Source organism: Candidatus Pelagibacter sp. PS_31 (genome assembly GCF_059417865.1).
Genome location: NZ_CM182069.1, coordinates 1,229,143 through 1,256,137, shown reverse-complemented (window position 1 = coordinate 1,256,137; position 26,995 = coordinate 1,229,143). Strand labels below are relative to the sequence as shown.

The window sequence follows — 26,995 nt, the reverse complement described above, 5'->3', positions numbered from 1 at the left end:
GTTGATTATTTGCCAATGCAAAAATCATTGAAAATACTACCTAATATCTCTTCAACATCTACTTTTCCAACTATCATTCCTAAATGTCGTGTTGCTAAACGAAGATCTTCTGCAGCTTTATCAAAATCTTCTGCTTCATTTTTTTCTTCAAAGTTTTTCAAATAATTTAAGCTTTGTTCAAGATGTTGTCTGTGCCTTTCACGAGTAATTAAAATATCCTCACTTGTGATAAATTTATTTTTTAACTTATTTTTAATCTTTAAAATTAAATCTTCTAAATTGAGATTATTTTTTACAGAAATTAAAACATGTTCATAATTTTTTATTTCAGAATTTAAATCTTTATTTAGAAGATCTGATTTATTAATCACTAGTATTGCATTTTCGTCCATCAATTCCTTCAAAACACCTTTAAAATCAATGCTTTTAGCGTCTATAACAATTAACTTTAAGTCTGCATTTTCTGCTTTATCAAGTGCTAATTTTATTCCTTTTTTTTCTATTTCATTTTTAGAATCTCTAATTCCTGCAGTATCAGAAACAACAACTGGATAACCATCAATATTTAAATGAGTCTCAATTACATCTCTTGTTGTTCCGGCTATTTCTGAAACGATTGCTACATCTCGATTAGAAAGGTGATTTAGTAAGCTAGACTTTCCAGCGTTGGTTGGTCCTATGATTGCAATCTTGAAACCTTCTCTAATTCTTTCTCCAACCTTTTGATCATCTAAAATTTTTTTAATATTTAAAATTACTTCATTAGAAATTTTTTTAATATTTTTCAAAATATCTTCAGGAAGGTCTTCATCTGGAAAATCTATTTTTGCTTCAACGTGTGATAAAATTTTTAAAAGTTTTTCTCTTAACTCATTAAACTTATCTGCAGAATTTCCATTCATAATTTTTATTGCTTGTTGTCTTTGGATTTCAGTTTCTGCAGAAATTAAGTCTGCAATACTTTCTGCTTTCAGCAAATTTATTTTTCCATTTTGAAATGCAAGTTTTGTGAATTCACCTGCTTCGGCTAAACGGCAATTTTCAATTTTTGAAATAGAGTGGTGTAGGGCATCAATTACTGCCTTGCTACCATGTATATGAAATTCAGCCATATCCTCACCTGTGTAGCTCTCAGGGCCAGGAAACCACAATATTATACCCTCATCAATAAGCTCAGAAGTGTTGATTTTATTGATTTTTCTTAATGTAGCAACTCTTGGCTTAGGAAGCTCTGCATTTGTTAATAGCTTTATTACTTTCTTGGTGTCTTCTCCAGAAACCCTAACAATTGCTATTCCAGAAATTCCTGGGCCAGTGGAGAGAGCATAAATTGTCATGCTAATATTATAGCTTCAATTTTGTAGTTCTGTAAAACTTTAAATCAATTGGTAGTAAATTTTTACTAAGCTGGTTTATTCATTGAGCTAAAGAAATCTGCATTGCTTTTTGTTTCTTTAAGTTTTGAATTAATAAATTCAATAGCATCCATTGTTCCCATCGGACTGATAATTCTTCTTAACACGTTCATTTTTGAAAGGTCGTCTTTATCAAACAATAATTCTTCTCTTCTTGTTCCAGATTTAGTTATATCAATTGCTGGATAAATTCTTCTTTCAGCAATTTTTCTATCCAAAACTGTTTCACTATTTCCGGTTCCTTTAAATTCTTCAAAAATTACTTCATCCATTCTTGAACCAGTATCAATCAATGCCGTTGAGATGATTGTTAAAGATCCACCTTCTTCAATATTTCTTGCAGCACCAAAAAATCTTTTTGGTCTTTGAAGTGCGTTCGCGTCAACTCCACCTGTTAATACTTTTCCAGAGCTAGGTATTACAGCATTATAAGCTCTACCCAATCTTGTGATTGAATCTAATAAAATTACTACATCTTTTTTATGCTCGGTTAATCTTTTTGCTTTTTCAATTACCATTTCAGCTACAGCAACGTGTCTTGATGCAGGCTCATCAAAAGTAGAACTGATAACCTCACCCTTAACCGTTCTTTTCATATCCGTTACTTCTTCTGGTCTTTCATCAATCAATAAAACCATCAAATAACTTGCTGGATAGTTTTTTGCAATTGAGTTTGCAATACTTTGTAAAATCATTGTCTTACCCGCTTTAGGAGGAGATATAATTATTGATCTTTGACCTTTTCCGATAGGGCTCACAAGGTCAATTAATCTTGGAGTTAAATCTGGTTTTTTTTCAATCTTGGTTGTCTCAACTTCCATCACCATTTGTTTATTTGGATAGAGTGGAGTTAAATTGTCAAATGCAATTTTGTGACGAGCTTTTTCTGGTTCTTCAAAATTTATTTTTTCTACTTGTAATAACGCAAAATATCTTTCCCCCTCTTTGGGCGCTCTAACAGGACCTTCGACAGTGTCTCCTGTTCTTAAACCAAATTTTCTAATCTGACTTGGGCTAACATAAATATCATCTGGTCCAGCTAAATAATTTGATTCCATTGCTCTTAAAAAACCAAACCCATCTTGTAATAATTGTAAAACTCCAGCTCCAGTTATCTCCTCTTTTTCTGCAACTTTTTTTAGTATAGCAAATAAAATTTCTTGCTTTCTAAGTGTGCTAGCATTTTCAATCCCAAGCTTTTCTGCTTGAGCTATTAATTGTTCAGATGATTTTAGTTTTAGTTCTTGAATATTCATGTTGAGGGATTGTGGTTAAGGTTATTGGGAGAATTGAATATATATACTCTAACAAGCATTTCAAGTCTAGATCGGCTTAAATATAACAATAAAAACAACCAAAATAAGCAATATTGTTGGTACTTCATTAATTATTCTAAAAAATTTAGAGGATTTAGCATTTTGATCTAGTTTAAAATCATTAAGTAATTTTCCTAAATAAAAATGATAAATTGTCAAAAAAGTTATTAGTATTAATTTTAGTTTTAACCAAAGTGTTAAGATAGCCTCAAGTCCAATAACAGAGATTAATATTAATCCAAAGATCCAAGATAAAATCATTGCTGGCATCATGATAAAATAAAATAATTTTCTTTCCATTGTTTTAAATATTGAGGATGAAATTTTATGATCAATATTTTCAACATGGTAAACAAAAATTCTTGGAAGATATAAAAGGCCAGCCATCCAAGAAACTACAGCTATCAGATGAAGACTTTTAAACAGTAAATAACTATTCATAATTTAAACAAGGACACTTTTTGAAATTTGAAGGACACTGAATTTTTGGAGGATAAAGATTTTTACTTAATTTATATTCATTTTTTTTTATTATTAATTCCGACATTGCTTGAATAAAATCCTCATTAATGCCAAGAGCTGGGACACGTGTATAATTTTTACATCCATTAGAGTCTGCTATCTCCTTATATTCTATATCTAGTTCAACTAATGTTTCTGAGTGTTCAGAAACAAATGCGATAGGGACCAAAACAATGTGCTTGCCAAGTTTAGAATTTTCAACAATTATTTCTTCAGTAGATGGTCCTATCCATTTCAGTGGTCCAACTCTACTTTGATAGCTCAACACCCAATCCAAATTTTCAATGTTTAAATTCCAAACTATTTTTTTAACAGATTGTTCTACCTGCCATTGATATGGATCTCCCTTTTTAATATTTTTTTCTGGCAGGCCATGAGCAGAAAATATTAGTTTAAAATTTTTAAGATCCTTAATTTTTTTCACTATTTCTTTTGTGTGTGCGTTGATAAAATTTTGATCTGTAGGATAACAACAAATTGTGCTTGTTTTAACTTTATAGTTATTATTTTTACAAACATCTTTCCATTCTTTAATTGAAGACCCTGAGGTTGCGGCAGAATATTGTGGGTAAAGGGGCATTAAAATAACTTCTTCGGGATTAAATAATTGAACATCTTTGATCACATCATTTGCTCTAGGGTTCCAACACCTCATTACAATAAAACATTTATATTCATTGTCAGTTTCAGTTTGGTTTAACTTTGTTTCAAGTGCCTCCGATTGTTCTTTGGTTAATTTTAATATTGGTGAGGAGCCGCCAAGCTCTTCATAGATTTTTTTAGCAACAGGCGCTCTTCTATTGGATATTAATTTTGCTAAAGGGTACCTCAGTATAGTTGGTAAATTTAAAATTGCTGGATCATTAAATAAGTTAAATAAAAACGGCTCTACATTTTCAATTTTATCAGGACCGCCAAGGTTAAATAGAATTACTGCTTTTTTCATTTAATAATCTTTCACTGTTTTGACTAAGTAGTCGACCATGTCAGGATTGGTTTCGGGTAACACCCCATGGCCCAAATTAAATATATAAGGATGATCTTTAAAGGTGTTTAAATATTTCAAAGTCTCTTTTTTCAAATTTTCTTTATCCGTTAACAAAACTTTAGGATCAAGGCCGCCTTGAACTGGTATTTTTATTTCTCTACATATTGAAACAGGATCGACATCATAGTCAATATTAACTGCATCAGGTTTAACGATATCACAATAGTTTTTATAATTTTTTATTCCTCTTGGAAAGCAAATTACAGGAATATTTAATGATTTAATATAATTCACTAAATTTAGTGTTGGCACATATACATAGTTTGGTAGGTCTTTTTTTTCTAAGAGACCGGCCCAACTGTCAAAAATTTGAATTACTGTTGCACCGTTTTTAATTTGCTGATCAATATGTAATTTCAAAAACTTTTCTAAAATTATCAAAATTCTATTTATTAAAAATTCATCTTTAAAAAAATCTTTTACTAATTCTTTTTTTGGGGAATGTTTATTAATCATATAGACTAACAATGTCCATGGTGCACCCACAAATCCTATTAAATTTTTATTTTTTATTAAATTGTCTTCGCTAACTTTTTTGATTGATTTATAAACTGGATATAATTTTTCTATAAAATCAATTTCATCAATCTTAGATATTTTTTCTAAATCTAATGAACCCAGTTTTGGACCAAAATTTTTTTCAAATTTTACCTCTTGGTTTAATCCATATGGAATCATTAAAATATCTGAAAAAATTATAGCAGCATCTAGATCAAATCTTTTAAGAGGTTGTAAGGTTATTTCTGAAGATAGGTTTTCGTTTAGACACAAGTTTATAAAATCTGGATTTAATTTTCTAATTTCTCTAAACTCTGGTAAATATCTACCTGCCTGTCTCATTAACCATATTGGAGAATTATTATTTTTTTTGTTTATTATGGTTTCTTGGATAGGTGTCATAATAATAAGTAAATATTTAATTATAGTATTAGTTATATAGTATGTGAATAATGGTAATTAATTGTTTTTCAGTTTTTATACATTATTTATCAACAATTAATAATTTATAGAATTAGTACATAGTCTTAAATTTAAGGGTTTATTTAATATTATTAGATAAAATGTATATTAATGCTTAACATGTTTATTAATGTTTATAAAAATAGGTTTTTACAAGGAAAAATAACAAACAAGATTATTTTAAAGAATGATAAAAATAATACTTAATTATCAACATTTTATTCATGAGTAATACATATCAAATATACCTTATTTCTGACTCCACGGGTGAAACACTAGATAGAGTTTTTCTAGCGATTAAAGCCCAATTTAAAAACATAGAGTATGATGTTAAATCTTATTTTTTTACTAGAACAGAAAATCAAGTTTCTAAAATAATGGATGAGGCAAAAAAAAATGATAATGCAATAATTTTATACACAATTGTTGATACTTCTCTTGCAAAGTTTTTAGCAAACAAAGGAGATGAAAAAAAAATTCCATGCTTTAGCGTCTTGGGAAATTTAATAATGAACTTCTCTAAACTTTTAAATCAAAAAGCATCCCACGTTCCAAGCGGGCAACATGCTTTAAACGAGGAGTATTATGAAAGAATAGAGGCCATCCAATTTACCATGGCTCATGATGATGGTAACCTTGTTGAAGATGTAGATAAAGCGGATTTGATATTATTGGGGGTAAGCAGAACAAGTAAAACACCAACATCAATTTATCTTGCTAACAGGGGTTATAAAACTTTAAATATTCCTTTGGTAAATGAGCAATCAATACCAGAAATCTTAAAAAAGAACCCCCAACTTTCTTGTGTAGTGGGTTTAACAACTGAACCTCAGCGATTAGTTGATATTAGAAAAAATAGAATGAATGCGCTTAAAGAAAAAGAAAACACAAATTATACAAATATCAATAAGATAGAAAAAGAAATTAATGAAGCCAAAAAAACATTTGCCAAATATAAATGGCCAACAATTGATGTTACTAGAAAATCAGTAGAAGAAACTGCAGCATCAATAATTAAAATATATGAAATAAAAAAAAATAATGGTTAAAGAAATAATACTTGCATCAAAAAGTGGTGTGAGAAAAAAGATTTTAGAGGCAAATAACATTAAGTGTAAAATAGAACCATCCAATGTGGATGAGGATAGTGTTAAAGAAAGTTTGCAAAAAGAAAAGGCAACTCCAACAATTATTTCAAAAAACTTAGCAGAATTAAAAGCTAATAAAATTAGCCAAAAATTTATAGAAGAAATAGTTCTTGGAGCAGATAGTGTAATAGATTTAGAAGGTGAAATAATATCAAAGCCAAACGATAGAGTAGAGGCCCTAGAAATACTTAAAAGGATGAATGGAAAAACTCATCAATTGATAAGTTCAGTTTGTATATCAAGGGGTGGATCGATGATATGGAATTACACTGATAAAGCCTCATTAACCATGAAAAATATGACTTTTTTAGAATTAGAGAACTACTTAAAAAAAATTTCTGATAAGGATCTCTATGCTTATAATGTTTATCAAATTGAAGGAGAAGGAAGAAATTTATTTTCAAAGATAGAAGGAGATGAAGATACAATTATGGGCCTTCCAGTCAAAAAAATTAAAGAATATCTTAAAATTATAAAATGAAAAAAACTTTTTTAGTTATAGGAAATCCAATTGATCATAGCTTATCACCAAAATTACATAATTATTGGATAAAAAAATATAAAATTAATGCAACCTATGAAAAAAAGCTTTTAAATAATAATGAGATAAAAGATTTAATTTTTAATATCAGAGAAGAAAAAATTCATGGAATAAATGTAACAGTACCATTTAAAAAAACGGTTGTACCTTTTTTAGATGAATTAAGCGAAGAAGCAAAAATTTCTCAATCAGTGAACACAATCTATAAAAAGGATAATAAAATTTTAGGCGATAACACTGATATTGAAGGTTTTAAACTTAGTTTAGAAAAAACAGAACAAGAAACTAAAAATAAAAAAGCTCTAATACTTGGGGCGGGTGGAGTTGTTCCTTCAATTATTGTTGCGCTTAAAAAAATGCAAATTGAAAAAATTTATTTAAGTAATCGAACAGAATTAAAGGCAATAGAGTTAAAGAAACACTTTCCAGAAATTGAAATAGTTAAATGGGGAGAAATTTTAGATTTTGATATAATTATAAATGCAACAAGCATTGGATTAAAAGAGGAAGATGAAATTAATATTAATTATAAAAAAATAAGCGAAGACAAATTTTTTTATGATGTAATTTATAACCCACCAGAAACAAATTTTTTAAAAAATGCAAAAAAGTACGGTGGAATAACAAAAAATGGTAAAATGATGTTTATTTATCAAGCTCAAAAAGCCTTTTTTATCTGGCATAAAGTTGTACCAGAAGTAGACAATGAAATAATTAATCTTTTAGATGTATGATTAAAATTGCAGTTGTAGGGGATATTGGTTCTGGAAAAAGCCATATTGCTAAACTTTTTGGTTATCCAGTTTTTAATGCTGATCAAGAAGTAGCAAGCATATATAAAAAAAACAAAAATTGTTTTAGAAAATTAAAAAAAAATTTACCTAAATATTTTTCAGTATTTCCAGCAAACAAAATACAAATTATAAAAGCAATAGAGGATAGTGAAAAAAATTTAAAAAAAATTACTAAAATTATTCATCCAGAAGTTAGAAAGAAATTAACTATTTTTTTAAAAAAAAATAAAAAAAGAAAAGCTATAATTTTAGACATTCCTCTTTTATTAGAAAATAAATTAAACCAAAAAAGTGATATAATAGTTTTTGTTCAGTCAAAAAAAAGTGAAATTATTAAAAGACTAAAAAAAAGAGATAATTTTAATTTAAATTTATATAATCAGTTTAAAAAAATACAGTTACCACTAAACCATAAAAAGAAAAAAGCCAATCATGTTATTAAAAATAATTTTACCAATAAGCTTGTTAAGAAAAGTGTAAAAAAAATACTAAAAAAAATTATATAAAATGAAAGAAGTGATACTAGACACTGAAACAACAGGACTATCTGTTAGAGACGGACATAGAATTGTAGAAATTGGATGCATCGAGTTAGAAAATTTGATACCAACCAAAAATAGATTTCATTGCTATCTTAATCCTGAAAGAAAAGTTTCTGAAAAAGCCCTAGAAGTTCATGGTTATACGGATGAATTTTTATCTACTCACAAAAAGTTTGGAGATATAGTTGATGAGTTTTTGGGTTTTATAGAAAATAAGAGACTTGTAATACACAACGCCGAATTTGATCTATCTCACTTAAATAATGAATTATCATTACTAGGCAAGGAAAAATTAAATAGTGAAAATGTTGTGGATACACTTGCTTTAGCCAGGGATAAATTTCCAGGCTCTCCAATAAGTCTTGATGCGTTGTGCAAAAGATACAGAGTAGATAACTCAAAAAGAACACAACATACTGCACTTATAGACTGTGATTTATTAGCCAAAGTTTATATTAATTTATTAGACCAAAAAGAGCCCACATTAAATTTTAAAAATGAAGATAATGAAAAAATGATAATAAATGCAAACAATATTAATCAGTATTATAAAAAAGTTATTAAGCCGACTGAGGATGAGCTTAAGTTACATAAGGAATATCTAAAAAGCAGTTTAAAGAAAAATTTTTTTAATTAGCTCTTTGTTTATATAGTTCTGTAAAATCTATTTTTTTATCTATGGTTACTTCTGGAAATCCAGAATTATGAATTAAATTTAGAAATGCTTTTTCCAGGTTGGGGTAAATTTTATTTTGAACATCGCATAATATAATTTTTTCCAAATCTTTTTTATCATTTATAGCATCATCAATTTTAACAATAGAAGTATAAATTATTTCAAAGTATGATCTTTTTTCACTTAATTCCTTATCATCAAACTTCAAGGTTGTATTAACCTCAATCATTTTATTTTTTAAAGCTTTTGAATTTATATCTATATTTAGATGATATTTTGAAATTTGCTCTTTAACAAAAATATAAGTTTGAATATCTGCTGTTTCGCCTGAAATATCTTTTACAAACTCAGCTAATATTTTAAAGTTTTCTGTCATTTTCATCCTCTATATCTTCAAATTCACCATTAATGAAATCTTGTTTTTTATTTATGGGTTTTTGTTTAATTGATACTTTTTTAAATATCAATTTTCTTGTCGGTGGAAATATTATCAATAATCCTAAGAAGTCTGTAGCAAAACCAGGTAAGATCAAAAGTAATGCTGCAAACGCTAAAGCAGCCCCTGAAATAATCTCATAAACTGGAAGTTCATTTTTTACCATTTGGGACATTCCAGACTTAAGAGTGTTAAAACCTTCATATCTTGCGTAGATAATGCCAAAAAAAGCTGTAATAAAGATAAGTAAAATCGTGTTAAAGGCCCCAATTTGTGAACCTAGCTTGATAAATAAATAAATTTCAATAATAGGAATGCCAATTAATAATAATAAAAATGTGTTCATTTGTCCTTAGTCTAAATTGCTAGTTGTAATTAATCAACATAGTAAATATTATTAAATTATGAGTTATAGTTTTGAATACATAGATATTATTCTTTTAGCAATGATTGCTGGTTTTATTTTTCTTCGTCTAAGAGGAATACTTGGTAAAAAAACTGGTTTTGAAGGTAAAATTCCATCACAATTTGAAAAGGAATTTCAAAAAACAAATATAGCTCCAAAACTAGTTAGTGAAAATTTTGATGACGTGTCACAAAAGGAATTTTTAAAAGGAGCAAAAATTGCTTATGAAACAATTATTACAGATTTTAGTGATAGTGACAACAAACTGATAGCAAGCAAACCACTTTTAGGTAAAAAAATTTATGATCAATTTAAAGAGGCGCTTGAAGATAGAGCTAGTAAAGGCCATTTTGCTGAAATAACCTTTATAGGGATTAAGTCAGCTGCAATTAAAACGCACAAAAAAATTGAAGACAGCTTAGAAGTTACAGTGGATTTTGTTAGTGAAATTATAACATGTATAAAAGACAAAGATAAAAAAATTGTGTCAGGAGATAGTGAGAAAATCAAAACCGTTTATGACACTTGGGTTTTCTCAAAAAATATTAAATCATCAAATCCAAACTGGCTATTAATAAATACTAATACCTAATTGATTAAGAAGATAACAGATAAAGATAAAGAAGATTGGGAAAATTTCCTAAATAATAAAAAAAAAAATCTTAATAAATATCCTATAAAAGAAAGAGATATAAAAAATCCAGACAAAGATAAACAGGACTGGGAAAATTTTTTAAATAATAAAGAGAAAACTCCCAATAAAGATTTTATTCTTAAAAAAAATATAAGATACGAGAAGATAAGGAAAATAGATTTGCATGGTTACACTATTGAAGAAGCAAATAAGGCCATAGAACAATTTATTCAAAAATGTTTTGATGAAAATGTTACTAAAATAATAGTGATTACGGGCAAAGGACTAAGATCTAAAAATATTGAAAATCCCTACCTCTCAAAAGATTTGAGTATATTAAAATATTCAGTTCCAGAATTTATTGAAAAAAATAAAAGTTTAACTCAATTTATAATTGAAACAACAGATGCTAAGATTGAAGATGGTGGTAGTGGAGCTTTTTATATTTATCTTAAAAATAAAAACAAATTTAAAGAATAAATTTAGATAAATCTGTATCCTTAACGAGCTCATCTAGATTTTGTTTCACATAATTAGAATCTATTATAATTTTTTCACCTGCCCTATCTGTTGCAGTAAAACTAATATCATCTAATATTCTTTCTATAATAGTATGAAGCCTTCTAGCACCAATATTTTCTACAGTGTTGTTAACTTCTGAAGCCATATTGGCAATTGCATCAATACCATCATCAGAAAATTCTAGCTCAACGTTTTCTGTTTTTAAAAGAGCAACATATTGTTTTATCAAACTATAGTCTGGTTCTTTAAGAATTCTTTTAAAGTCATCACTGGTTAAAGCTTCAAGTTCAACTCTTATTGGAAGTCTACCTTGTAACTCTGGAAGTAAGTCTGAAGGTTTAGCAAGCTGGAAGGCTCCAGATGCAATAAATAAGATATGATCAGTTTTAATTGTACCGTATTTTGTACTTACTGTTGTTCCCTCAATTAAAGGAAGTAAATCCCTTTGTACTCCTTCTCTAGAAACATCTCCACCAGATCTATCTGTTCTTCCTGAAATTTTATCTATTTCATCTAAAAAAACTATCCCATTATTTTCTGTTGAATTTTTTGCTGATTTTATAATTTTATCTTCTTCTATTAACTTATCAGCTTCATCATTAATTAAAATTTCATGAGATTCTTTGACAGTCATTTTCTTCTTTTTTTGCTTATTACCAACAGATTTTCCAATCATCTCTCCAATATTTATCATTCCTATGTTTGCTCCAGGCATTCCAGGAATTTCAAATGCAGCTTGAGAGCCACTATTATTTACTTCAATTTCAATTTCGTTATCATCTAAATCACCATCTCTTAATCTTTTTCTAAAACTTTCTCTAGTAGCAAGACTTGCCTTATTTCCAACCAAAGCATCTAAAACTTTTTCTTCTGCTAACTTTTGTGCCTTTGTATGTACTTCTTTTCTTTTTTTTACTTTCTCCATTGCAATTGCAATTTCAAGAAGATCTCTTATAATTTGTTCAACATCTCTTCCAACATAACCAACCTCAGTAAATCTTGTAGCCTCCACCTTTACAAAAGGAGCTTCAGCTAACTTAGATAGTCTTCTAGAAATTTCTGTTTTACCAACTCCAGTTGGCCCAATCATTAAAATATTTTTAGGTAAAACCTCATTCTTCATTTCACCTTTTAAAGCTTGTCTTCTCCACCTATTTCTTAAAGCAATAGCCACTGCCTTTTTAGCTTTATTTTGTCCAACAACATATCTGTCTAATTCAGAAACTATTTCTCTAGGTGACAAAGAACTGACTAAAGAGTTATCTTTCTTTTCAGTTTTTTCTTTTGGGAAAGGTGTAACGTTTGTGTCTTCCATTAAATTTTTTCAATTTTAATATTATTATTAGTGAATACACAAATTTCAGATGCAACTTGAATTGCTTTTTTAGCAACTTCTTCAGCACTTAAATCTGTATCTAATAAAACTTTAGCAGCAGCCAAAGCATAATTTCCACCTGATCCTATACCTATGGCATCACCCTCTGGTTCTAACACATCACCTGTTCCTGAAATTATAAAACTATTTTCTTTATCACCAATTGCCATTAAAGCTTCAAGTCTTCTCAAGTATTTGTCAGTTCTCCAGTCTTTTGCTAACTCAACAGCTGCTCTTGGAAGATTACCAGCATGTTTTTCAAGTTTTGCCTCTAGTCTTTCAAACAAAGTTAGAGCATCTGCAGTTGATCCAGCAAATCCAGCTATTACATTTCTTTTTTCAATTTTTCTAACTTTTGCAGCAGTACTTTTTATAACAGTATTGCCCATACTAACTTGCCCGTCTCCTGCAACCACTACTTCATTGTTTTTTCTGATAAGTACTATTGTAGTCATAGATTATAAATGGATATTAATTTTTATTCTTCAAGTAGTAGATTGCAAATATTGATATAGTTAATTAATCCCTATATACATATTATATATTATGAGCAGAATTGGAAAAGTTTCCAGAAAAACAAAAGAAACCAGTATTAGTGTTGAAGTTAATATTGATGGCAAAGGTCAATATAAAATTGATACTGGAATAGGTTTTTTAGATCATATGCTCGAACAATTATCAAAGCATTCACTGATTGATTTAAAAGTTAAAGCAAAAGGAGATATTCATATAGATCTTCACCACACAACAGAAGATACTGGAATTGCTATAGGTGAGGCTTTAAAAAAAGCATTGAAAGATTTTAAAGGAATTAAGAGATACGCTCATGCAATGATTCCAATGGATGAAACATTAACAAGAGTTGCAATTGATGTTTCAAATAGACCTTATTTAATATGGAAAGTTAAATTAAAAGTAGAAAGACTTGGAGAGATGGACACAGAACTTTTTAAAGAATGGTTTCAAGCTTTCTCTCAATCAGCAGGAATAACTTTGCACATGGAAAATATTTATGGAGATAATAGTCATCATATAATTGAGTCTTGTTATAAGGCTCTAGCAAGGTCATTAAGAACAGCTTTAGAGATAGACCCTAGAAATAAGAAGAGCATTCCATCAACTAAAGGCTCATTATAAGTTTAATGAATGTCACAATTGTTGATTATAACTCAGGAAATATCAGCTCTGTAATAAATTCCTTTAAAGAAGTCGCTAAAGATAAAGTTAATATCGAAGTAACATCAGACTTAAATAAGATTAGATCAAGTGACAAGGTAGTATTGCCGGGACAGGGATCGTTTAAGAGCTGTGTTGATGCATTAAATGCCATAAATGGTTTAGTAGAAATACTCAATGAATTTGCAATAACCAATAAAAAACCTCTTCTTGGAATTTGTGTTGGTTTACAAATGTTTGCAGATTTTGGATATGAAGAAATTGAAACAAAAGGACTTGGTTGGATTTCAGGAAAAGTTTCAAAGATTGATAATCAAAATAATAAATTCAAACTTCCGCACATTGGTTGGAATGAAATTAATATTGTTAAAGAAAGTAAAATTTTTAAGAACATAAAAAATAAATCACACATGTATTTTGTACACAGCTACGAATTTATACCTGATGATAAAAGTGTAATTTCAGCAACAACAGATTATTCATCAAATATTGTTTGCTCAGTTGAAAAAGAAAATATCTTTGGAACTCAGTTTCACCCTGAAAAAAGTGATAAATTAGGACTTAAAATCATAGAAAATTTTTTAAATTTATAAAAATGAAAATATTTCCAGCTATAGATATTAAAGACAAAAAATGTGTGAGACTAATTAGAGGGGACTTTAATAATAAAACTGAATATGAAACATCACCAGTTGATCAAGCTGGTAAATACAAAGATCATGGCTTTAAAAATTTACACATTGTTGATTTAGATGGTGCCTTAACCGGAGAGACAGTTAACCTGGATATTATTAAAGGAATAGTTCATAAATTTGATTTAAAAATTGAAGTAGGTGGAGGCGTTAGAAGCATTGAAAGTATTGAAAAATACTTAGATGCAGGAGTTGAAAAAGTTATTTTAGGAAGCGCAGCTATAAAAGATAAAAATTTTTTAAAAGAAGCATGTCAAAAATTTCCAAACAAAATTGCCTTAGGTCTAGATGCTAAAGATGGATACTTGTCAGTCTCAGGATGGAAGGAAAATTCTAATAAATTGACTTTAGATTTTTTAAAAGAAGTAAACGATTATGGTGCAAGCAGATTAATCTATACAGACATAAATAGAGATGGCACTAAACAAAGTCCTAATTTTGAAGAAACAACCAATGTTGCAAATGTATCTAATTGCCCAGTAATTATTTCAGGAGGGGTATCTTCAATTGACGACATTAAAAAAGCAAAAGGTTTAAAAAATATTGAAGGAATAATAGTTGGTAAGGCTATTTATGATGGTGATATTAAATTGGAAGAATTAGTAAAAGAATTAGATGCTTAAAAATAGAATTATACCCTGTTTAGATGTTAAAAATGGGAGAGTTGTTAAAGGAATTAACTTTGTAGATTTAAAGGATGCCGGTGATCCAGTTGAGCAAGCTAAAATTTATAGTGATGGTGGTGCTGATGAGATTTGTTTTTTAGACATTACTGCTTCCAATGAAAATAGAGACACAATATATGATGTGGTTGAAAGAACATCTAAAAAATGTTTTGTGCCGTTAACGGTTGGTGGTGGGGTTAGAGGAGTTGAAGATATTAATAAATTATTAAATTGTGGCGCAGATAAAGTTTCAATCAATACTGCGGCAGTTCAAAACCCTGAAATGATAATTGAAAGTTCAAAAAAATTTGGATCACAGTGCATTGTTGTTGCAATAGATGCTAAAAAAAATGGCGATAAATGGGAGGTTTTTACTCATGGTGGAAGAAACAACACAAATATAGATGCAATAGAATTTGCAAAAAAAATGGAAGATAATGGAGCAGGAGAATTATTAGTTACTTCTATGGATAGAGATGGCACCCAAATTGGTTATGATAATGATTTAATGTTTAAAATATCTTCAACAGTTAATATACCCATAATTGCATCGGGCGGAGTAGGTAACCTGGATCACCTTGTGGATGGTATTAGGCTTGGTAATGCTAGCGCTGTACTAGCAGCTTCAATCTTTCATTACGGAACACATTCAATTAATGAAGCTAAACAATATTTGAATTCAAAAGGAATTCCCGTTAGGATTTAGAGATGACAGAAAATCTATTAAATTTAGTAAATACAATTAGAGACAGAAAAAATAAGGATGAAGATAAATCTTATACTTCATCATTATTATCAGGTGGCCTGTCAAAATGTATAGATAAAATGGAAGAAGAATTTGATGAACTAAAAGAGGCCTTAAATGATAAATCTAATATAGTTCATGAAGCAGCAGATACGATTTATCATATATTGGTTACACTTGAGGCTGCTGATATTAAGTTTGAAGACGTTTTAAAAGAGTTGGAAAACAGAAAAAAACAATCAGGTATTGAAGAAAAGAATAATAGATAATGAGTTACGACAAAAATAATATTTTTGCAAAAATTTTGAGAAAAGAAATTCCTTGTAAAAAAATATTTGAAAATGAACATGTTCTTTCTTTTCATGATATAAATCCTCAAAAAAAAATACATGCACTAGTTATTCCAAAAGGTGAGTACATTGATTTAGATGATTTTAATAATAGAGCCTCAGATCAAGAGATAGTTGCGTTAAGCAAGGCTATTACAGAAGTTTCAAAAATATTAAGTATCTCAACAGACACAGGTAAAGGTTATAGAGCTTTAACAAATTTAAGTGAAGATGGCGGTCAAGAGGTTCCACATTTACACTTCCATTTATTTGGAGGAGAAAAAGTTGGAAAAATGGTTGAGTGACAGAAAAAATTTACCGAAGTTATTTAGAGATAAGATCTCTAGATGAATTAAAAGAAGTTAAGAGACCTGCAGAGAATTATTCTGTAGAGCTTGTAGAACCAAAAGATTTTCAATTAAATAAATTTTTTTACAAATCTATTGGTAAGAACTGTCAATGGATTGATAGACTTATTTGGACAGACTTAAAATGGACAGATTACGTTTCTAATGACCAGTTATTTACATACATTCTTAAAGATAAAGGTGAAATAGCTGGCTATTTTGAACTATTATTTAATAAACAAAGCAAAGAAGCTGAAATTGCTTATTTTGGAATTTTAGAAGAATATTTTGGAAAAAAATTAGGAGGATATTTATTAAGTGAGGCAATTAAATGCTCATTTAATATGGGTGGTGTAAGAGTTTGGCTTCACACCTGTTCTCTAGATCACAAAAATGCATTAAAAAATTACCTAGCTAGAGGTATGAAAAATTTTAAGTCTGAAACTTTAATTAGATGATTAATTATTTTCAGGTAATTTAAAAATCTTTTCATCTATCTCTTGGTTTTTTTTGACAGAAGAAATAAATGTTATTGATAAATTTTGATAAATATCTTCAGTTTGCCATCCAATTAAATTTAAATCTTTCTTATCAAAAAAAATATTAATTTCATTATTATTCTCAAAAATTTTAAAATTTAAATACTTATTGTCAATATCTCTTGGCTCAAGTTCTTCTATTTTAAAAATTAGATATTCTTTATCTAGTAAAAATTCTAAAGGAGTTTTGTTAAGTGGATAACGATAATAACTTCCTTTATTATTAGTCTCAATAACCAAAGAACGTCCATTTGAAACTAAAATTTTTTTATTAGCATTATTGTATACACAAAAAATTTTTTTAGGATATTCAATTATACATTTTCCATCTTCACTCTTATCATTAATGGTTTGTTTGAAATTAAAACTTAAATTATTAGTAAGTTTCATTTGAGAAATTATTTTATCTTTTGAGGATGAGTTGGCTGGAAGGTAAAAACTAAATAAAAATAAAATGATTATTACTTTAAGCATTAAAGAACATCTCTTTTACCGACATGATTAGCTTTACTCACAACCCCGTCAGCTTCCATCATATCAATAATTCTTGCTGCTCTATTATACCCTATTTGTAATTTTCTTTGTAAAAATGAGGTAGATGCTTTGCCCTCAGATCTAATAATATCAAGTGCAGCCTGGTACAACTCATCTTTATCTCCAGAGCTAGAAGTTTCTCCACTCAATTCTTTCTCATCAGCAAAATTTAAGATTTCATCTATATAATCTGGCTCTGCTTGACTTCTTAAATAATTATTAACTTTTTCAATTTCAGTTTCAGATACAAATGGAGCATGAATTCTAACGATCTTATTTGCTGAAGACATATAAAGCATATCTCCCTTACCAAGTAGTTGCTCTGCACCTTGTTCACCCAAAATTGTTCTACTATCTATTTTTGAGGTTACCTGAAAAGATATTCTTGTAGGAAAATTTGCTTTAATAGTTCCTGTAATAACATCAACACTTGGTCTTTGTGTGGCCATTATAATGTGAATTCCAGCAGCTCTTGCCATTTGTGATAATTTTTGAACATGATTTTCTATCTCTTTACCAGCAACAAGCATTAGGTCAGACATTTCATCTACCACAACAACAATATAGGGCATAGCCAAAGTATGCTTAGCATTATAGCCATCAATATTACGGACTCCTTCTTTGGTCATAAGTCGGTATCTATTTTCCATCTCTTTAACAACCCAACCTAAGACAGAAGCAGCTTTCTTTGCCTCAGTAATCACAGGACACAATAAGTGAGGTATGCCTTCATAGGTTGATAGTTCAAGCATTTTAGGATCGATTAGTATGAACTTACATTTGTCTGGTGTGTGCCTGTAGAGTAAAGACAAGATTATAGTATTTATACAAACAGATTTACCTGATCCAGTAGTTCCTGCAATTAATAAGTGAGGCATAGAAGCTAAGTCTCCAACAATAGGAACACCAGAAATGTTCTTGCCAAGTGCAATTGGTAATCGAATATCTTTTTTATTAAAATCAGAGTTAGAGAGTATTTCACTTAAATAAACATTTTCACGACTAGAATTTGGAAGCTCTATACCGATGGTGCTACGTCCTGGAATAGTAGCAATTCTTGCTGATTCAGAGCTAGTATTTCGAGCAATATCATCTGAGAGATTAATAATTTTTGATACTTTAACTCCTGCTGCAGGCTCAAATTCATTTAGTGTTACTACAGGGCCATGACTAACCTTCTTTATATTCCCACTAACCCCAAAATCTAATAAGATTTTTTCTAAAAATTCACTATCAATATAATCTTCATCTTTTAGTTTTTCCCTATCTTTTTGTGTTGGGATTTTAAGTAAGTCGATAGTAGGTAGTTTGAAGCGAATTTTTTTACTAGGAGATTTATTTTCACTTTTTATAAAAGGTAAATCTTCTTGAATTAAATTTGTAATTTCTTCTTGTGGTATAAATTCACTAATTATCTCATTTTCATTAGTATAACTCTTTTCTTTTTTTATAAAGATTAATTTAAAAAGTTTTTTTATTAATTTATAAAAATAAATAATTTTAAAATGGATACTAATTAAAAATAAAATTAAAATAATCAAAATTAAAAAGTAATAGGAAATTTGAGAATTAATATTAATTAATGAAGTTAAAAAAGTTGTTTCTAAATATTTTCCAATAAAACCACCATTTCCATTAATATAAAGGTTGAAGGCAGTGGGGTAAAAAAAAGAAAAAAATAGAGAACCAAATGAAGAATAAAGAATTGAATAAAAAATACTTTCAAATATCAAAAAGATTTTCTTATTCAGAACTATATTTATGCCAGAAAATATGAGCGTAAATGGAATTAATAAAGCAATGAGCCCAAAGGTTTGAAAAAAAAGATCAGCTGTGTAACTTCCATTAAAACCAAGCAAATTTTTAATTTCTGTATTGTCTGGGAAAATAAAATTAGGGTCATCAGGAGAAAAAGTTATAAGTGAAACTAGCAAAAGAAGACCAATTACAACAAAAGCAATTCCGGCAATTTCTATAATTCTATTTATACCAAAATTAATTGTATTGTTGGCTAATTTTTTAAATTCCATAAATAAATGAGTCTAATTAATCACTTTGTATCATCTAATTTTTATTGTTAAAATTAAAATTATTATGAATGTTTGTATTATTGGTGAAGGTCTAACTGCTCTATCTTTAGCTAAAAGCCTTATAAATAAAAAAATAAATGTTCATTATTATTATAAAAGTAGAAATAGTAATTTTTCCTCCAATAGAACAATAGGAATATCTAAAAGTAATTTTGAATTTTTCAAAGAAAAAATTTTTCTAATTTCAAAAAATAATTACTGGAAAATAAATAGAATAGAAATTTATACTGATAAAATTGATACAGAAAATTTATTAAAATTTGAAAATGATAAAAATGATCTATTTTATATTATAAAAAATGATGAGCTTCTAAAATCGTTAAATAGTAACCTTATTAAAAATAAATTTTTTAAAAAAATAATATTAAGCAAAAATATAAATGAGGAGTTTTTAAATAAAAAAGGATATGATTTAATAATAAATTGTGATGCAAATAATTTTTTAGCAAAAAAGTACTTCACTAAAAAAATTAGTAAAAATTATTATAATCTTGCTTATACCACTATTTTAAAACATAAAAAAATAGAGAATAATACAGCAACTCAAATTTTTACAAAGCAAGGTCCAATTGCATTTTTACCAATCTCTAACACCGAAACATCTGTAGTATATTCAATGGATATTAAGAATAAAAAATTTGATAATAGCGATGTAATAGATTTAATTAATAAAAATAACCCCAAATATTTAATTAATAAAATTGATAAATTAAATAGTTTCGATTTGAGTTCTTCAAATTTAAGAAACTATTATCATAAAAATATCTTAGCTTTTGGAGACATGCTTCACAGAGTGCACCCGTTAGCAGGACAAGGATTTAATATGACTATACGAGATCTTAGAATTCTAACTAAAATTATTGAAGACAAAATTGAATTAGGTATGCAATTAGATTCACAAATATTTGATGAATTTGAAAAAAAAACAAAAGATAAAAACTTTGTTTTTTCTAAAGCCATAGACTTAATTTATGAATCTTTTAATTTAGATAAAAAAGTTAAAAATAAAAGTTTTAACAAAATTATTAAAAATATTGGAAAAAATAAAAATCTAAATAATTATTTTATTAAACTAGCTGATGCAGGAATAAATTTTTAAGTCTACTGAATAGTTGTATTGTGAAAATCATCAAAACTGTAAGTACTCAGTATTTCAGAAATTTTATCTTTTCTTGCTTCTAAATTTTTACTTTCTAATAAAATTTGTTTTTCTTCTAATGTAAAAGGTGAGGCCATAGCTAGAGCATTAATAGTTTCATTTAAATCTTGATTTTTGAGAGATTTCCAATTGATAATATAACCTTTTTTTTCGAACAATGATTTTAGATCTTTAAAAATTTTGTCAAGTCCAGCAAGCTTTGCTGTTTCTTTATTTTTATCTAAATCATTTTTATAATTATCAAAAGTAATTTCGAATGTACGATACAATTTATTACTTTTAATTTCTTTAACTATATTGAATCTTATTAAACCATTAAGATCTATCAAATATCGTCCATCAGATGTGTCTTTGAATTTAGTAATTTTTCCCAAACATCCAACATTATGTAAATTTAAAATAGAATTATTATCATTTGTTTTTGGTTGCACGAGTCCAATCATTTGATTTGTATTCAAGCTATCTTTTACCATTTCAATATATCTTGACTCAAATATATTTAATGGCACAGTAGTGTTTGGAAATATAATAAAATTACTTAACGGAAAAACAGAAATTGTTTTTGGCAAAGTAAACATAATAAAAAGTATATAGGTATTAAATATTATTTAAATCAAATTAATGTTAATTCAAGAACAAATCATAAAAAGTGCGTCAATTTTAATTGAAAAAAAAAATTATAGAAAAGCTAAAGATATTTTACTAAATTTTGTTAATAACATAAAGAACGTAAAAATTGATATTAAGATTTTCTTTACACTATATTTAACTTCTGAAGCGCTAAAAGAAGAAAAAGATTCAAAAAAATACTTAGAAAAATGTATGAAAATTAATGATAAAAATCACATCATTCATAACAATTTAGCAAATATATATTTGAAAGAAGGAAATTTCCTGAAAGCAGAAAAATTTTATCTAAAATCTTTGGCGATTAAGAGTGATTATTTATTGGGTATTATAAATACAGCTATATTTTATGAAAAAATTGGTAAATTTGATGAATCAAAAAAATTTTATTTAAAAGCAACTGAATTATCTCCTGAAAGAATATCTGTATATTTTAATATAAGCAGAATAGATAAAAATTTTATAGATGATAACAAAATAGTCACTTTAAAAAAAATTATGAAAAACAAAAATATTGAGTTAACAGAAATGGGTTATGGATTTTTTATTTTAGCAGAACAGGAAAGAAAAAAAAAATCATATGTAAAAGAGATAGAGTACTTAAACAAAGCGCATAAATGTATGTTTGAGGATAAAATGAGCAAAAATAAGCATACCTTAAACTATTGGCAAAACATAATTCCATTAAAATATGATAAATTCGATTTTGTTAATGAAAATAATAAATCTGCATTAACAGATTATAACCCAATTTTTATAATAGGTTTACCAAGATCAGGCTCAACAATAATTGAAGCAATCCTTTCATCTGGAGCTGTAAAGATTAAAACTTTAGGAGAATCAAGTATCATAAATGGAACAGTAGTTACGACACATAATGAATTTAAAAATAATGAAAATACAAAAATTGACTTAGATATTTTAAATAACAAAATTTTTCAAATAATGAACGATAGAAATTTGCTTAATGAAAAAAATAAAATTTTCATTGATAAATCTCTCGAAAATTTTTTTTATATAGATATAATTTTAAAGATTTATCCTAACGCAAAATTTGTAAACAGTTTTAGAAATATTGAAGATAATATTTTTGCAATTTTTCAACAATCATTAGAAAAATTATCTTGGACCCAATCTTTAGAAGATATCTTAAAATATATAGACACTTATTTAAAAGTAATAGAATTTTTCAATAAAAAATATCCAAAAAAGATTTTCTCTCTTGATCTTAGTAAGCTAACAATTAAACCAGAGGAAATTTCAAAGCAGCTATATGATTTTTGTAATCTTAAATGGAACCATAGTGTTCTTAGTTTTTATAACAGGAAAGATTTATTAATATCTACTGCCAGCAATGTACAAGTTAGAAATAGGATAAAAAAATATGATTACGACAGATATAAACCTTATAAATATCTATTAAGAAATTTTGTTAATAAATATTCTTGGCTCAATAATAATTAATTGTTGCTTGAATTAAAAAAAACGACTAATTATAATGTTTGTATGCGGGTCTAGCTCATTGGTAGAGCGAATCGTTGCCAACGATTAGGTAGAGGGTTCGATTCCCTTGACCCGCTCCAAAATTTTAAAACATACCAATCAATGAGTGATTTACTTAATAAAAAATGTGTACCATGTGAGGGTGGAATTTTACCTTTTGATATTAGTGAAATTCATAAATATCAAAAAAAAGTTGATGGTTGGGATGTTAAAAAAAATACAAAAGAAACATATTTTTTAGAGAAAAATTTTATTTTTAAGAATTTTGTTAATAGTCAAAATTTTATAAATAAAGTTAGTGAAATATCGGAAAATGAAAATCATCATCCAGATATTTCTTTTGGTTGGGGATATGCTAAAATTGTAATTACTACTCACGCTATTGAAGGACTATCAGAAAATGATTTTATTTTAGCAGCAAAAATTGATCAAATTTTCAATGTCTAAAATGTCTTGTTTTAGAGAAAACTAAAATAGTACCAGTTTGGTTTGCAAATTTTATTATCTCCTTATCTCTAATTGATCCAGAAGGCTGTATTACAGCTGAAACTCCTGATTGTACTAATTTTTCAATACCATCAACAAATGGAAAAAATGCATCAGAGGCTGCCACAACATCTTCTTTTAAATTTTGAAATTTATTCATTTTATCTATAGCAATTTGACAGCTATCAAGTCTACTAGGTTGCCCTGAGCCAATACCAACGGTTGCCTTTTGGCTTGCAAGAACAATTGCATTTGATTTTACATATCTACAAATATTAAATGCAAAAATTAAATTTTTTAATTGAGATTTATTTGGTCTTAGTTTTGAAACAACTTTGAAATCTTTAGGTTCAAAAACATTTAAATCCTCAGATTGTGTTAATATAGATTCATTCACAGAGCTAAATCTTATTAAATCTTTCATCATAAATTCTGATGCATCAATAATTCTTATATTTTTTTTCTTTTTTAAAATTTTTAAAGCATCAGCTTGAAAACCATTAGCAATGATAACCTCTAAGAAAATTTTATTAAGCTCTAATGCTAGAATTTTATTCATTTTGAAATTACAAGAAACTATTCCACCAAAAGCGCTAACTGGATCAGAAGCAAGAGCCAATTTATAACTTTTTAAACTATTTTTTTCAATTGAAACACCACAAGGATTAGCGTGTTTAACTATAACGGTTCCAGAGTTTTTTGGTAAAGATTTTGATATTGTTAATGCAGAAAAAATATCATTATAATTATTATAACTTAACTGCTTACCATGAATTTGTTTAATATTAAGATTTTGAGTTTTAGAATAAATTGCAGCTTCTTGATGTGGATTTTCACCATACCTTAATTTTTCAATTAAATTTCCATAAATAATTTTTTTTTTTGGAAAATTGTTTTTTTTAATTTTATTAAAATAGTTAGAAATTATAGCATCATAATAAGCTGTTTCAGAAAAGGCCTCTAAAGACATCTTTTCTCTAAATTCAATAGATGTTGATCCTTTATTATTTTCCAATTCATTAATTAAGGTTTCATATTGATCTGAGGATGTAATAACAGTAACATCGTTATAGTTTTTGGCAGCTGCCCTAACCATAGTGGGACCTCCAACATCAATATTCTCTATTATTTTTGAATGATTGGTTGTTTGATCTAAAGTTTTTTCAAAAGGATAAAAGTTAACAATAACAAGGTCAATTTCATCATATTGATTAGCTTTTAGTTCTTTAGTGTGAGATTTGTCGTTTCTTTTACTTAATATACCAGCATGAATTTTTGGGTGTAATGTTTTAACTCTTCCACCAAGAATTTCTGGTGAACCAGTATACTCTGAAACTTCTTGGCATTTAAATTTAAGTTTCTTGATTTCTTTAAAGGTGCCACCAGAGCTAATTAATTCAATTTTGTATTTCGCTAAAACTTTTAAAAGACTGCCTAAATCTTTTTTATCAGATACTGAAATAAGAGCTTTTTTTATTTTTTTCATTATAATTTTATGATTTCCCATCTTATAGTTTGATTTTCTTCATTAGTCATTCCTGAAATAAATATATTTTGATTATTTGTAAAAGAATTTTTTTCTCCAAAATATAACCCTTCTTCAATATTTATTTTAGAATTTTCTGAGCTAAATTTCCAACCTTCTCCATCAAGATCAATAAGTATTGATTTTTCATCTTGAGTTTTCATTAATCGAATATTTGGCTCCAAGTGAAATCTAATATCAAATTTTAAGTTTTTAATACCCTTGTTAGAAATAATTTTATCATGGCCAATGAATTTTAATTGTTCTGGGTAAAATTCTATTTCTCGATCATGAACAATACCATGTGGTTTTAAATAGCCATCATGAGAAGCATTAATTTTCCAATAATTTTTTTTAAATACTACTTTTTTTTTTAATATTCTTAATTCTTGATTAATTTTAGATTTTTTACCTCTTACTTTGCTAAAATTACAAGAGGACTTGTCATCTAAAATTAGTGTGCTATGGACTGCGCTTGACTTAGATATTTCATTTAATTGATGATCAATTTTTTGAAAATAACCACAATTACTAATTAATTTCTTACTATTTGATATAATCTCAAAAGATAAAGCACCAGCTTGATAATCTGAAGATAATTTTTTATTTGGACTCGATCCAACATCCATTATTAAAGAATTTTTTTTACTATTAAGGACCACATAGCCACCCAGCTCATTATTTTGATTTTTAAAATTATATCCAAGTCTTTTTAAATAAAGGTCAAAATTATGATTATTTGTTTTATGGTTACCATTAAAGAGAAAATCTATTTTATTGTTTTGCCAAATAAAAGCGTAAGCCTGACCTAAATAATATATATTTTCATTTATAAAATCTGGTATTTCATTTTGAGATTCTTTGAACCATTCCCTAATTAATATAAAATATTTTAAGTAAAAACTTAACTGTCTAATATTCCTTGATTTTGGAAAGCCATCATTATCCAATGAATATTTGGCTAATTTTTTTAGTAAACTTAACCCAGTATTTAAATAATTATTATTTTGAGGGTACGATAGACCAGTTAAAATGATAGCTGCACACCCTATAATTTTATTATCGATTAATTCAGAGGTTTCAATTTCATTAATAAGGTGATTGATCTGCTTCTTAATAGTGCCGTTAAACCTGTCTTTATAATCTATATTGCCATCTTCATAGGTAAGCCTAGAATTTGAAATCCAAGCTATTATTCTTTTTCCAATTATATCAATTTTCCAATTTTTAGAGTTGTACCTGTCATTTATATTAATCCATTGATTAATGACATTTTGAGTATCTTTTTTCGAGGATCTAAGATCTAGGCTAAATAGCCAAAAAAAACTATTTAAATTTTGTTGGTCTTTTTCTTTTAAATTTGGATTATCCCAAATTTCATTTAATGAATAATTTTCTATGTTAATCTTTTTTTTATCATATTTTATAAGGCCATCTAACAAGCTAGGGCTTGGCTGATATTCTAGTAACTCAATAGAAGAGGGTGTAATTTTTTTATTATATAGATAGGAGTTTAAATAAAAGTGACGAATTTTTTTTTTAATAAGTCTAAATGAATTGTTTAAAATCATTATTCTAACTTGATTTTAAAAGGTCTATATTTTTTTTTATATCTCCATTGTTATTTTTAAATATAGTTGTCCCAGAAACTAAAATATTTGCACCAGCTTCTATTGCTAGTTTATTATTGTCAAAATTGATCCCACCATCAATCTCGATATCAAAATCTATATTCTTTTGATCTCTTATTTTTTTTAATTCTTTAATTTTTTCTAAAACTTCTGGCATAAACTTTTGTCCTCCAAATCCAGGGTTTACACTCATAATTAGAACTAAATCTATCTCATTTAATAAGTCAGTTATTAAATTAATTTTACTTTCTGGATTTAAAGAAACCCCTACTTTTTTTCCTAAACTTTTAATATGGTCAATAGAGACTGCTAAATTTTCAGTTGCTTCTGGGTGTATAGTAATAATATCTGCACCTGCGTCTGCATAATCTTTAATATACTTATGCACGGGTGAAATCATTAAATGAACATCAAATGGTAGTTTTGTAAATTTTCTTAATGATTTTATGATAGGTGGACCCATGGTTAAATTAGGAACAAAATGACCATCCATCACATCCACATGGATCATATCTGCACCGCCTTCTTCAAGTCTTTTTATTTCATTTCCTAATTGACTAAAGTCAGCAGATAAAATTGAAGGAGATATTTGTATTTTTTTCATTGATTGCT

Annotated in this window: 32 protein-coding genes and 1 tRNA gene; 18 read left to right on the top strand and 15 right to left on the bottom strand. The window is 27.5% G+C overall.

Going from position 1 to position 26,995, the window contains the following annotated elements:
• Positions 1 to 5 precede the first annotated feature (5 nt).
• The 5 genes from mnmE to hemE all read right to left on the bottom strand — a co-directional run bounded on the left by mnmE (position 6) and on the right by hemE (position 5,201).
• Entirely contained in the window at positions 6 to 1,337 is a 1,332-nt protein-coding gene (gene mnmE, locus AC5SLN_RS06665) for a tRNA uridine-5-carboxymethylaminomethyl(34) synthesis GTPase MnmE (RefSeq protein WP_494593367.1), read from the bottom strand.
• Positions 1,338 to 1,402: 65 nt separating this feature from the next.
• Entirely contained in the window at positions 1,403 to 2,671 is a 1,269-nt protein-coding gene (gene rho / locus AC5SLN_RS06660) for a transcription termination factor Rho (protein ID WP_494593365.1), read from the bottom strand.
• A 66-nt stretch (positions 2,672 to 2,737) separates the two neighbouring features.
• Positions 2,738 to 3,172, bottom strand: a complete 435-nt coding sequence (gene hemJ / locus AC5SLN_RS06655; protein WP_494593364.1) for a protoporphyrinogen oxidase HemJ — start codon at positions 3,170 to 3,172, stop codon at positions 2,738 to 2,740.
• Complete coding sequence (gene hemH / locus AC5SLN_RS06650) at positions 3,165 to 4,199, bottom strand: ferrochelatase (protein ID WP_494593362.1); 1,035 nt, start codon at positions 4,197 to 4,199, stop codon at positions 3,165 to 3,167. Before hemH ends, hemJ begins: the two co-directional genes overlap by 8 nt.
• Complete coding sequence (gene hemE, locus AC5SLN_RS06645) at positions 4,200 to 5,201, bottom strand: uroporphyrinogen decarboxylase (RefSeq protein WP_494593360.1); 1,002 nt, start codon at positions 5,199 to 5,201, stop codon at positions 4,200 to 4,202. It abuts the gene before it with no gap.
• 284 nt (positions 5,202 to 5,485) lie between these two features.
• On the opposite strand from hemE, the gene AC5SLN_RS06640 reads away from it, so the two are divergent.
• From AC5SLN_RS06640 to dnaQ, 5 genes are read left to right on the top strand one after another with little or no spacing between them, the layout of a single operon-like run.
• The gene (locus AC5SLN_RS06640; protein ID WP_494593358.1) at positions 5,486 to 6,310 is read left to right on the top strand and encodes a pyruvate, water dikinase regulatory protein; all 825 of its coding nucleotides are present in this window, start codon (positions 5,486 to 5,488) and stop codon (positions 6,308 to 6,310) included.
• A complete protein-coding gene (locus AC5SLN_RS06635) occupies positions 6,303 to 6,890 on the top strand; it encodes a Maf family protein (RefSeq protein ID WP_494593356.1) in 588 nt (195 codons plus the stop codon). The genes AC5SLN_RS06640 and AC5SLN_RS06635 overlap by 8 nt, the downstream gene beginning before the upstream one ends.
• On the top strand, positions 6,887 to 7,684 hold the full coding sequence (aroE, locus tag AC5SLN_RS06630; RefSeq protein ID WP_494576865.1) for a shikimate dehydrogenase: 798 nt from the start codon (positions 6,887 to 6,889) through the stop codon (positions 7,682 to 7,684). Before AC5SLN_RS06635 ends, aroE begins: the two co-directional genes overlap by 4 nt.
• Positions 7,681 to 8,250 carry a dephospho-CoA kinase gene (coaE, locus tag AC5SLN_RS06625; protein WP_494576863.1) on the top strand — a complete coding sequence of 190 codons (570 nt, stop codon included), beginning with the start codon at positions 7,681 to 7,683 and terminating at the stop codon, positions 8,248 to 8,250. The genes aroE and coaE overlap by 4 nt, the downstream gene beginning before the upstream one ends.
• A 1-nt stretch (position 8,251) precedes the next feature.
• Entirely contained in the window at positions 8,252 to 8,923 is a 672-nt protein-coding gene (gene dnaQ, locus AC5SLN_RS06620; protein WP_494593354.1) for a DNA polymerase III subunit epsilon, read from the top strand.
• Here the strand turns inward: dnaQ and AC5SLN_RS06615 are convergent.
• Positions 8,916 to 9,338, bottom strand: coding sequence for a protein-export chaperone SecB (locus tag AC5SLN_RS06615; protein WP_494591815.1), 423 nt, complete (start codon positions 9,336 to 9,338; stop codon positions 8,916 to 8,918). The two genes, dnaQ and AC5SLN_RS06615, sit on opposite strands and share 8 nt — an antisense overlap.
• On the bottom strand, positions 9,322 to 9,744 hold the full coding sequence (locus AC5SLN_RS06610; protein ID WP_494593352.1) for an FxsA family protein: 423 nt from the start codon (positions 9,742 to 9,744) through the stop codon (positions 9,322 to 9,324). Before AC5SLN_RS06610 ends, AC5SLN_RS06615 begins: the two co-directional genes overlap by 17 nt.
• 58 nt (positions 9,745 to 9,802) lie before the next feature.
• Here AC5SLN_RS06610 and AC5SLN_RS06605 point away from each other — a divergent pair, with 58 nt between their 5' ends.
• Positions 9,803 to 10,396 (top strand): Tim44/TimA family putative adaptor protein, encoded by a 594-nt coding sequence (locus tag AC5SLN_RS06605; RefSeq protein ID WP_494593350.1) that lies wholly within the window; start codon positions 9,803 to 9,805, stop codon positions 10,394 to 10,396.
• Positions 10,397 to 10,918 (top strand): Smr/MutS family protein, encoded by a 522-nt coding sequence (locus tag AC5SLN_RS06600; protein WP_494593348.1) that lies wholly within the window; start codon positions 10,397 to 10,399, stop codon positions 10,916 to 10,918.
• On the opposite strand, the gene hslU is transcribed toward AC5SLN_RS06600, so the two are convergent.
• Complete coding sequence (gene hslU, locus AC5SLN_RS06595) at positions 10,908 to 12,275, bottom strand: ATP-dependent protease ATPase subunit HslU (RefSeq protein WP_494593346.1); 1,368 nt, start codon at positions 12,273 to 12,275, stop codon at positions 10,908 to 10,910. The two genes, AC5SLN_RS06600 and hslU, sit on opposite strands and share 11 nt — an antisense overlap.
• Positions 12,275 to 12,790 carry an ATP-dependent protease subunit HslV gene (hslV, locus tag AC5SLN_RS06590; RefSeq protein WP_006997574.1) on the bottom strand — a complete coding sequence of 172 codons (516 nt, stop codon included), beginning with the start codon at positions 12,788 to 12,790 and terminating at the stop codon, positions 12,275 to 12,277. The genes hslU and hslV overlap by 1 nt, the downstream gene beginning before the upstream one ends.
• A gap of 91 nt (positions 12,791 to 12,881) precedes the next feature.
• On the opposite strand from hslV, the gene hisB reads away from it, so the two are divergent.
• From hisB to AC5SLN_RS06555, 7 genes are read left to right on the top strand one after another with little or no spacing between them, the layout of a single operon-like run.
• Entirely contained in the window at positions 12,882 to 13,472 is a 591-nt protein-coding gene (gene hisB, locus AC5SLN_RS06585; RefSeq protein WP_494593345.1) for an imidazoleglycerol-phosphate dehydratase HisB, read from the top strand.
• A 5-nt stretch (positions 13,473 to 13,477) separates the two neighbouring features.
• A complete protein-coding gene (gene hisH, locus AC5SLN_RS06580; protein WP_494593343.1) occupies positions 13,478 to 14,104 on the top strand; it encodes an imidazole glycerol phosphate synthase subunit HisH in 627 nt (208 codons plus the stop codon).
• Positions 14,105 to 14,106: 2 nt separating this feature from the next.
• Positions 14,107 to 14,826 carry a 1-(5-phosphoribosyl)-5-[(5-phosphoribosylamino)methylideneamino]imidazole-4-carboxamide isomerase gene (gene hisA / locus AC5SLN_RS06575; protein ID WP_494593341.1) on the top strand — a complete coding sequence of 240 codons (720 nt, stop codon included), beginning with the start codon at positions 14,107 to 14,109 and terminating at the stop codon, positions 14,824 to 14,826.
• On the top strand, positions 14,819 to 15,574 hold the full coding sequence (gene hisF / locus AC5SLN_RS06570; RefSeq protein ID WP_271626445.1) for an imidazole glycerol phosphate synthase subunit HisF: 756 nt from the start codon (positions 14,819 to 14,821) through the stop codon (positions 15,572 to 15,574). The genes hisA and hisF overlap by 8 nt, the downstream gene beginning before the upstream one ends.
• Positions 15,575 to 15,576: 2 nt before the next feature.
• Entirely contained in the window at positions 15,577 to 15,882 is a 306-nt protein-coding gene (hisE, locus tag AC5SLN_RS06565) for a phosphoribosyl-ATP diphosphatase (RefSeq protein ID WP_271742114.1), read from the top strand.
• On the top strand, positions 15,882 to 16,247 hold the full coding sequence (locus AC5SLN_RS06560) for an HIT domain-containing protein (RefSeq protein ID WP_271626443.1): 366 nt from the start codon (positions 15,882 to 15,884) through the stop codon (positions 16,245 to 16,247). Before hisE ends, AC5SLN_RS06560 begins: the two co-directional genes overlap by 1 nt.
• Positions 16,244 to 16,747 carry a GNAT family N-acetyltransferase gene (locus AC5SLN_RS06555; protein WP_006997581.1) on the top strand — a complete coding sequence of 168 codons (504 nt, stop codon included), beginning with the start codon at positions 16,244 to 16,246 and terminating at the stop codon, positions 16,745 to 16,747. The genes AC5SLN_RS06560 and AC5SLN_RS06555 overlap by 4 nt, the downstream gene beginning before the upstream one ends.
• Here the strand turns inward: AC5SLN_RS06555 and AC5SLN_RS06550 are convergent, their stop codons facing one another.
• Positions 16,748 to 17,302: a LolA family protein gene (locus tag AC5SLN_RS06550; protein ID WP_494593338.1), complete on the bottom strand. Its 555-nt coding sequence runs from the start codon at positions 17,300 to 17,302 to the stop codon at positions 16,748 to 16,750.
• Positions 17,302 to 19,392: an FtsK/SpoIIIE family DNA translocase gene (locus AC5SLN_RS06545; protein WP_494593336.1), complete on the bottom strand. Its 2,091-nt coding sequence runs from the start codon at positions 19,390 to 19,392 to the stop codon at positions 17,302 to 17,304. The genes AC5SLN_RS06550 and AC5SLN_RS06545 overlap by 1 nt, the downstream gene beginning before the upstream one ends.
• A gap of 64 nt (positions 19,393 to 19,456) precedes the next feature.
• On the opposite strand from AC5SLN_RS06545, the gene AC5SLN_RS06540 reads away from it, so the two are divergent.
• On the top strand, positions 19,457 to 20,551 hold the full coding sequence (locus AC5SLN_RS06540; protein ID WP_494593335.1) for an FAD-dependent monooxygenase: 1,095 nt from the start codon (positions 19,457 to 19,459) through the stop codon (positions 20,549 to 20,551).
• Between the two features lie 2 nt (positions 20,552 to 20,553).
• Here the strand turns inward: AC5SLN_RS06540 and AC5SLN_RS06535 are convergent, their stop codons facing one another.
• The gene (locus AC5SLN_RS06535) at positions 20,554 to 21,189 is read right to left on the bottom strand and encodes an LON peptidase substrate-binding domain-containing protein (RefSeq protein WP_494593333.1); all 636 of its coding nucleotides are present in this window, start codon (positions 21,187 to 21,189) and stop codon (positions 20,554 to 20,556) included.
• A 43-nt stretch (positions 21,190 to 21,232) separates the two neighbouring features.
• On the opposite strand from AC5SLN_RS06535, the gene AC5SLN_RS06530 reads away from it, so the two are divergent.
• From AC5SLN_RS06530 to AC5SLN_RS06520, 3 genes are all read left to right on the top strand, one after another.
• Entirely contained in the window at positions 21,233 to 22,702 is a 1,470-nt protein-coding gene (locus AC5SLN_RS06530) for a tetratricopeptide repeat-containing sulfotransferase family protein (protein WP_494593331.1), read from the top strand.
• Between the two features lie 44 nt (positions 22,703 to 22,746).
• A tRNA-Gly gene (locus AC5SLN_RS06525) sits at positions 22,747 to 22,821 on the top strand.
• Positions 22,822 to 22,843: 22 nt separating this feature from the next.
• A complete protein-coding gene (locus tag AC5SLN_RS06520; RefSeq protein WP_494593329.1) occupies positions 22,844 to 23,188 on the top strand; it encodes a 4a-hydroxytetrahydrobiopterin dehydratase in 345 nt (114 codons plus the stop codon).
• Here AC5SLN_RS06520 and purH read toward each other — a convergent pair.
• The 3 genes from purH to rpe are packed head-to-tail and all read right to left on the bottom strand — an operon-like array spanning position 23,178 to position 26,987.
• Positions 23,178 to 24,734, bottom strand: coding sequence for a bifunctional phosphoribosylaminoimidazolecarboxamide formyltransferase/IMP cyclohydrolase (gene purH, locus AC5SLN_RS06515; RefSeq protein ID WP_494593327.1), 1,557 nt, complete (start codon positions 24,732 to 24,734; stop codon positions 23,178 to 23,180). The two genes, AC5SLN_RS06520 and purH, sit on opposite strands and share 11 nt — an antisense overlap.
• On the bottom strand, positions 24,713 to 26,323 hold the full coding sequence (locus AC5SLN_RS06510; RefSeq protein ID WP_494593326.1) for a heparinase II/III family protein: 1,611 nt from the start codon (positions 26,321 to 26,323) through the stop codon (positions 24,713 to 24,715). Before AC5SLN_RS06510 ends, purH begins: the two co-directional genes overlap by 22 nt.
• 4 nt (positions 26,324 to 26,327) lie before the next feature.
• A complete protein-coding gene (gene rpe, locus AC5SLN_RS06505) occupies positions 26,328 to 26,987 on the bottom strand; it encodes a ribulose-phosphate 3-epimerase (protein WP_018413669.1) in 660 nt (219 codons plus the stop codon).
• Positions 26,988 to 26,995 lie beyond the last annotated feature (8 nt).

Bases quoted from the DNA above. Each gene is read 5' to 3' on its own strand.
- hisH (WP_494593343.1), top strand. From the start codon at position 13,478: ATGAATGTCACAATTGTTGATTATAACTCAGGAAATATCAGCTCTGTA.
- coaE (WP_494576863.1), top strand. From the start codon at position 7,681: ATGATTAAAATTGCAGTTGTAGGGGATATTGGTTCTGGAAAAAGCCAT.
- AC5SLN_RS06530 (WP_494593331.1), top strand. From the start codon at position 21,233: ATGTTAATTCAAGAACAAATCATAAAAAGTGCGTCAATTTTAATTGAA.
- AC5SLN_RS06540 (WP_494593335.1), top strand. From the start codon at position 19,457: ATGAATGTTTGTATTATTGGTGAAGGTCTAACTGCTCTATCTTTAGCT.
- AC5SLN_RS06550 (WP_494593338.1), bottom strand. From the start codon at position 17,302: ATGCTTAAAGTAATAATCATTTTATTTTTATTTAGTTTTTACCTTCCA.
- hemE (WP_494593360.1), bottom strand. From the start codon at position 5,201: ATGACACCTATCCAAGAAACCATAATAAACAAAAAAAATAATAATTCT.
- AC5SLN_RS06520 (WP_494593329.1), top strand. From the start codon at position 22,844: ATGAGTGATTTACTTAATAAAAAATGTGTACCATGTGAGGGTGGAATT.
- AC5SLN_RS06605 (WP_494593350.1), top strand. From the start codon at position 9,803: ATGAGTTATAGTTTTGAATACATAGATATTATTCTTTTAGCAATGATT.
- AC5SLN_RS06615 (WP_494591815.1), bottom strand. From the start codon at position 9,338: ATGACAGAAAACTTTAAAATATTAGCTGAGTTTGTAAAAGATATTTCA.
- rpe (WP_018413669.1), bottom strand. From the start codon at position 26,987: ATGAAAAAAATACAAATATCTCCTTCAATTTTATCTGCTGACTTTAGT.
- hisF (WP_271626445.1), top strand. From the start codon at position 14,819: ATGCTTAAAAATAGAATTATACCCTGTTTAGATGTTAAAAATGGGAGA.
- hslV (WP_006997574.1), bottom strand. From the start codon at position 12,790: ATGACTACAATAGTACTTATCAGAAAAAACAATGAAGTAGTGGTTGCA.
- hemH (WP_494593362.1), bottom strand. From the start codon at position 4,199: ATGAAAAAAGCAGTAATTCTATTTAACCTTGGCGGTCCTGATAAAATT.
- hemJ (WP_494593364.1), bottom strand. From the start codon at position 3,172: ATGAATAGTTATTTACTGTTTAAAAGTCTTCATCTGATAGCTGTAGTT.
- hisB (WP_494593345.1), top strand. From the start codon at position 12,882: ATGAGCAGAATTGGAAAAGTTTCCAGAAAAACAAAAGAAACCAGTATT.
- AC5SLN_RS06640 (WP_494593358.1), top strand. From the start codon at position 5,486: ATGAGTAATACATATCAAATATACCTTATTTCTGACTCCACGGGTGAA.
- hisA (WP_494593341.1), top strand. From the start codon at position 14,107: ATGAAAATATTTCCAGCTATAGATATTAAAGACAAAAAATGTGTGAGA.
- purH (WP_494593327.1), bottom strand. From the start codon at position 24,734: ATGGGAAATCATAAAATTATAATGAAAAAAATAAAAAAAGCTCTTATT.
- AC5SLN_RS06635 (WP_494593356.1), top strand. From the start codon at position 6,303: ATGGTTAAAGAAATAATACTTGCATCAAAAAGTGGTGTGAGAAAAAAG.
- AC5SLN_RS06560 (WP_271626443.1), top strand. From the start codon at position 15,882: ATGAGTTACGACAAAAATAATATTTTTGCAAAAATTTTGAGAAAAGAA.
- AC5SLN_RS06510 (WP_494593326.1), bottom strand. From the start codon at position 26,323: ATGATTTTAAACAATTCATTTAGACTTATTAAAAAAAAAATTCGTCAC.
- AC5SLN_RS06545 (WP_494593336.1), bottom strand. From the start codon at position 19,392: ATGGAATTTAAAAAATTAGCCAACAATACAATTAATTTTGGTATAAAT.
- AC5SLN_RS06610 (WP_494593352.1), bottom strand. From the start codon at position 9,744: ATGAACACATTTTTATTATTATTAATTGGCATTCCTATTATTGAAATT.
- AC5SLN_RS06535 (WP_494593333.1), bottom strand. From the start codon at position 21,189: ATGTTTACTTTGCCAAAAACAATTTCTGTTTTTCCGTTAAGTAATTTT.
- hisE (WP_271742114.1), top strand. From the start codon at position 15,577: ATGACAGAAAATCTATTAAATTTAGTAAATACAATTAGAGACAGAAAA.
- hslU (WP_494593346.1), bottom strand. From the start codon at position 12,275: ATGGAAGACACAAACGTTACACCTTTCCCAAAAGAAAAAACTGAAAAG.
- rho (WP_494593365.1), bottom strand. From the start codon at position 2,671: ATGAATATTCAAGAACTAAAACTAAAATCATCTGAACAATTAATAGCT.
- dnaQ (WP_494593354.1), top strand. From the start codon at position 8,252: ATGAAAGAAGTGATACTAGACACTGAAACAACAGGACTATCTGTTAGA.
- mnmE (WP_494593367.1), bottom strand. From the start codon at position 1,337: ATGACAATTTATGCTCTCTCCACTGGCCCAGGAATTTCTGGAATAGCA.
- aroE (WP_494576865.1), top strand. From the start codon at position 6,887: ATGAAAAAAACTTTTTTAGTTATAGGAAATCCAATTGATCATAGCTTA.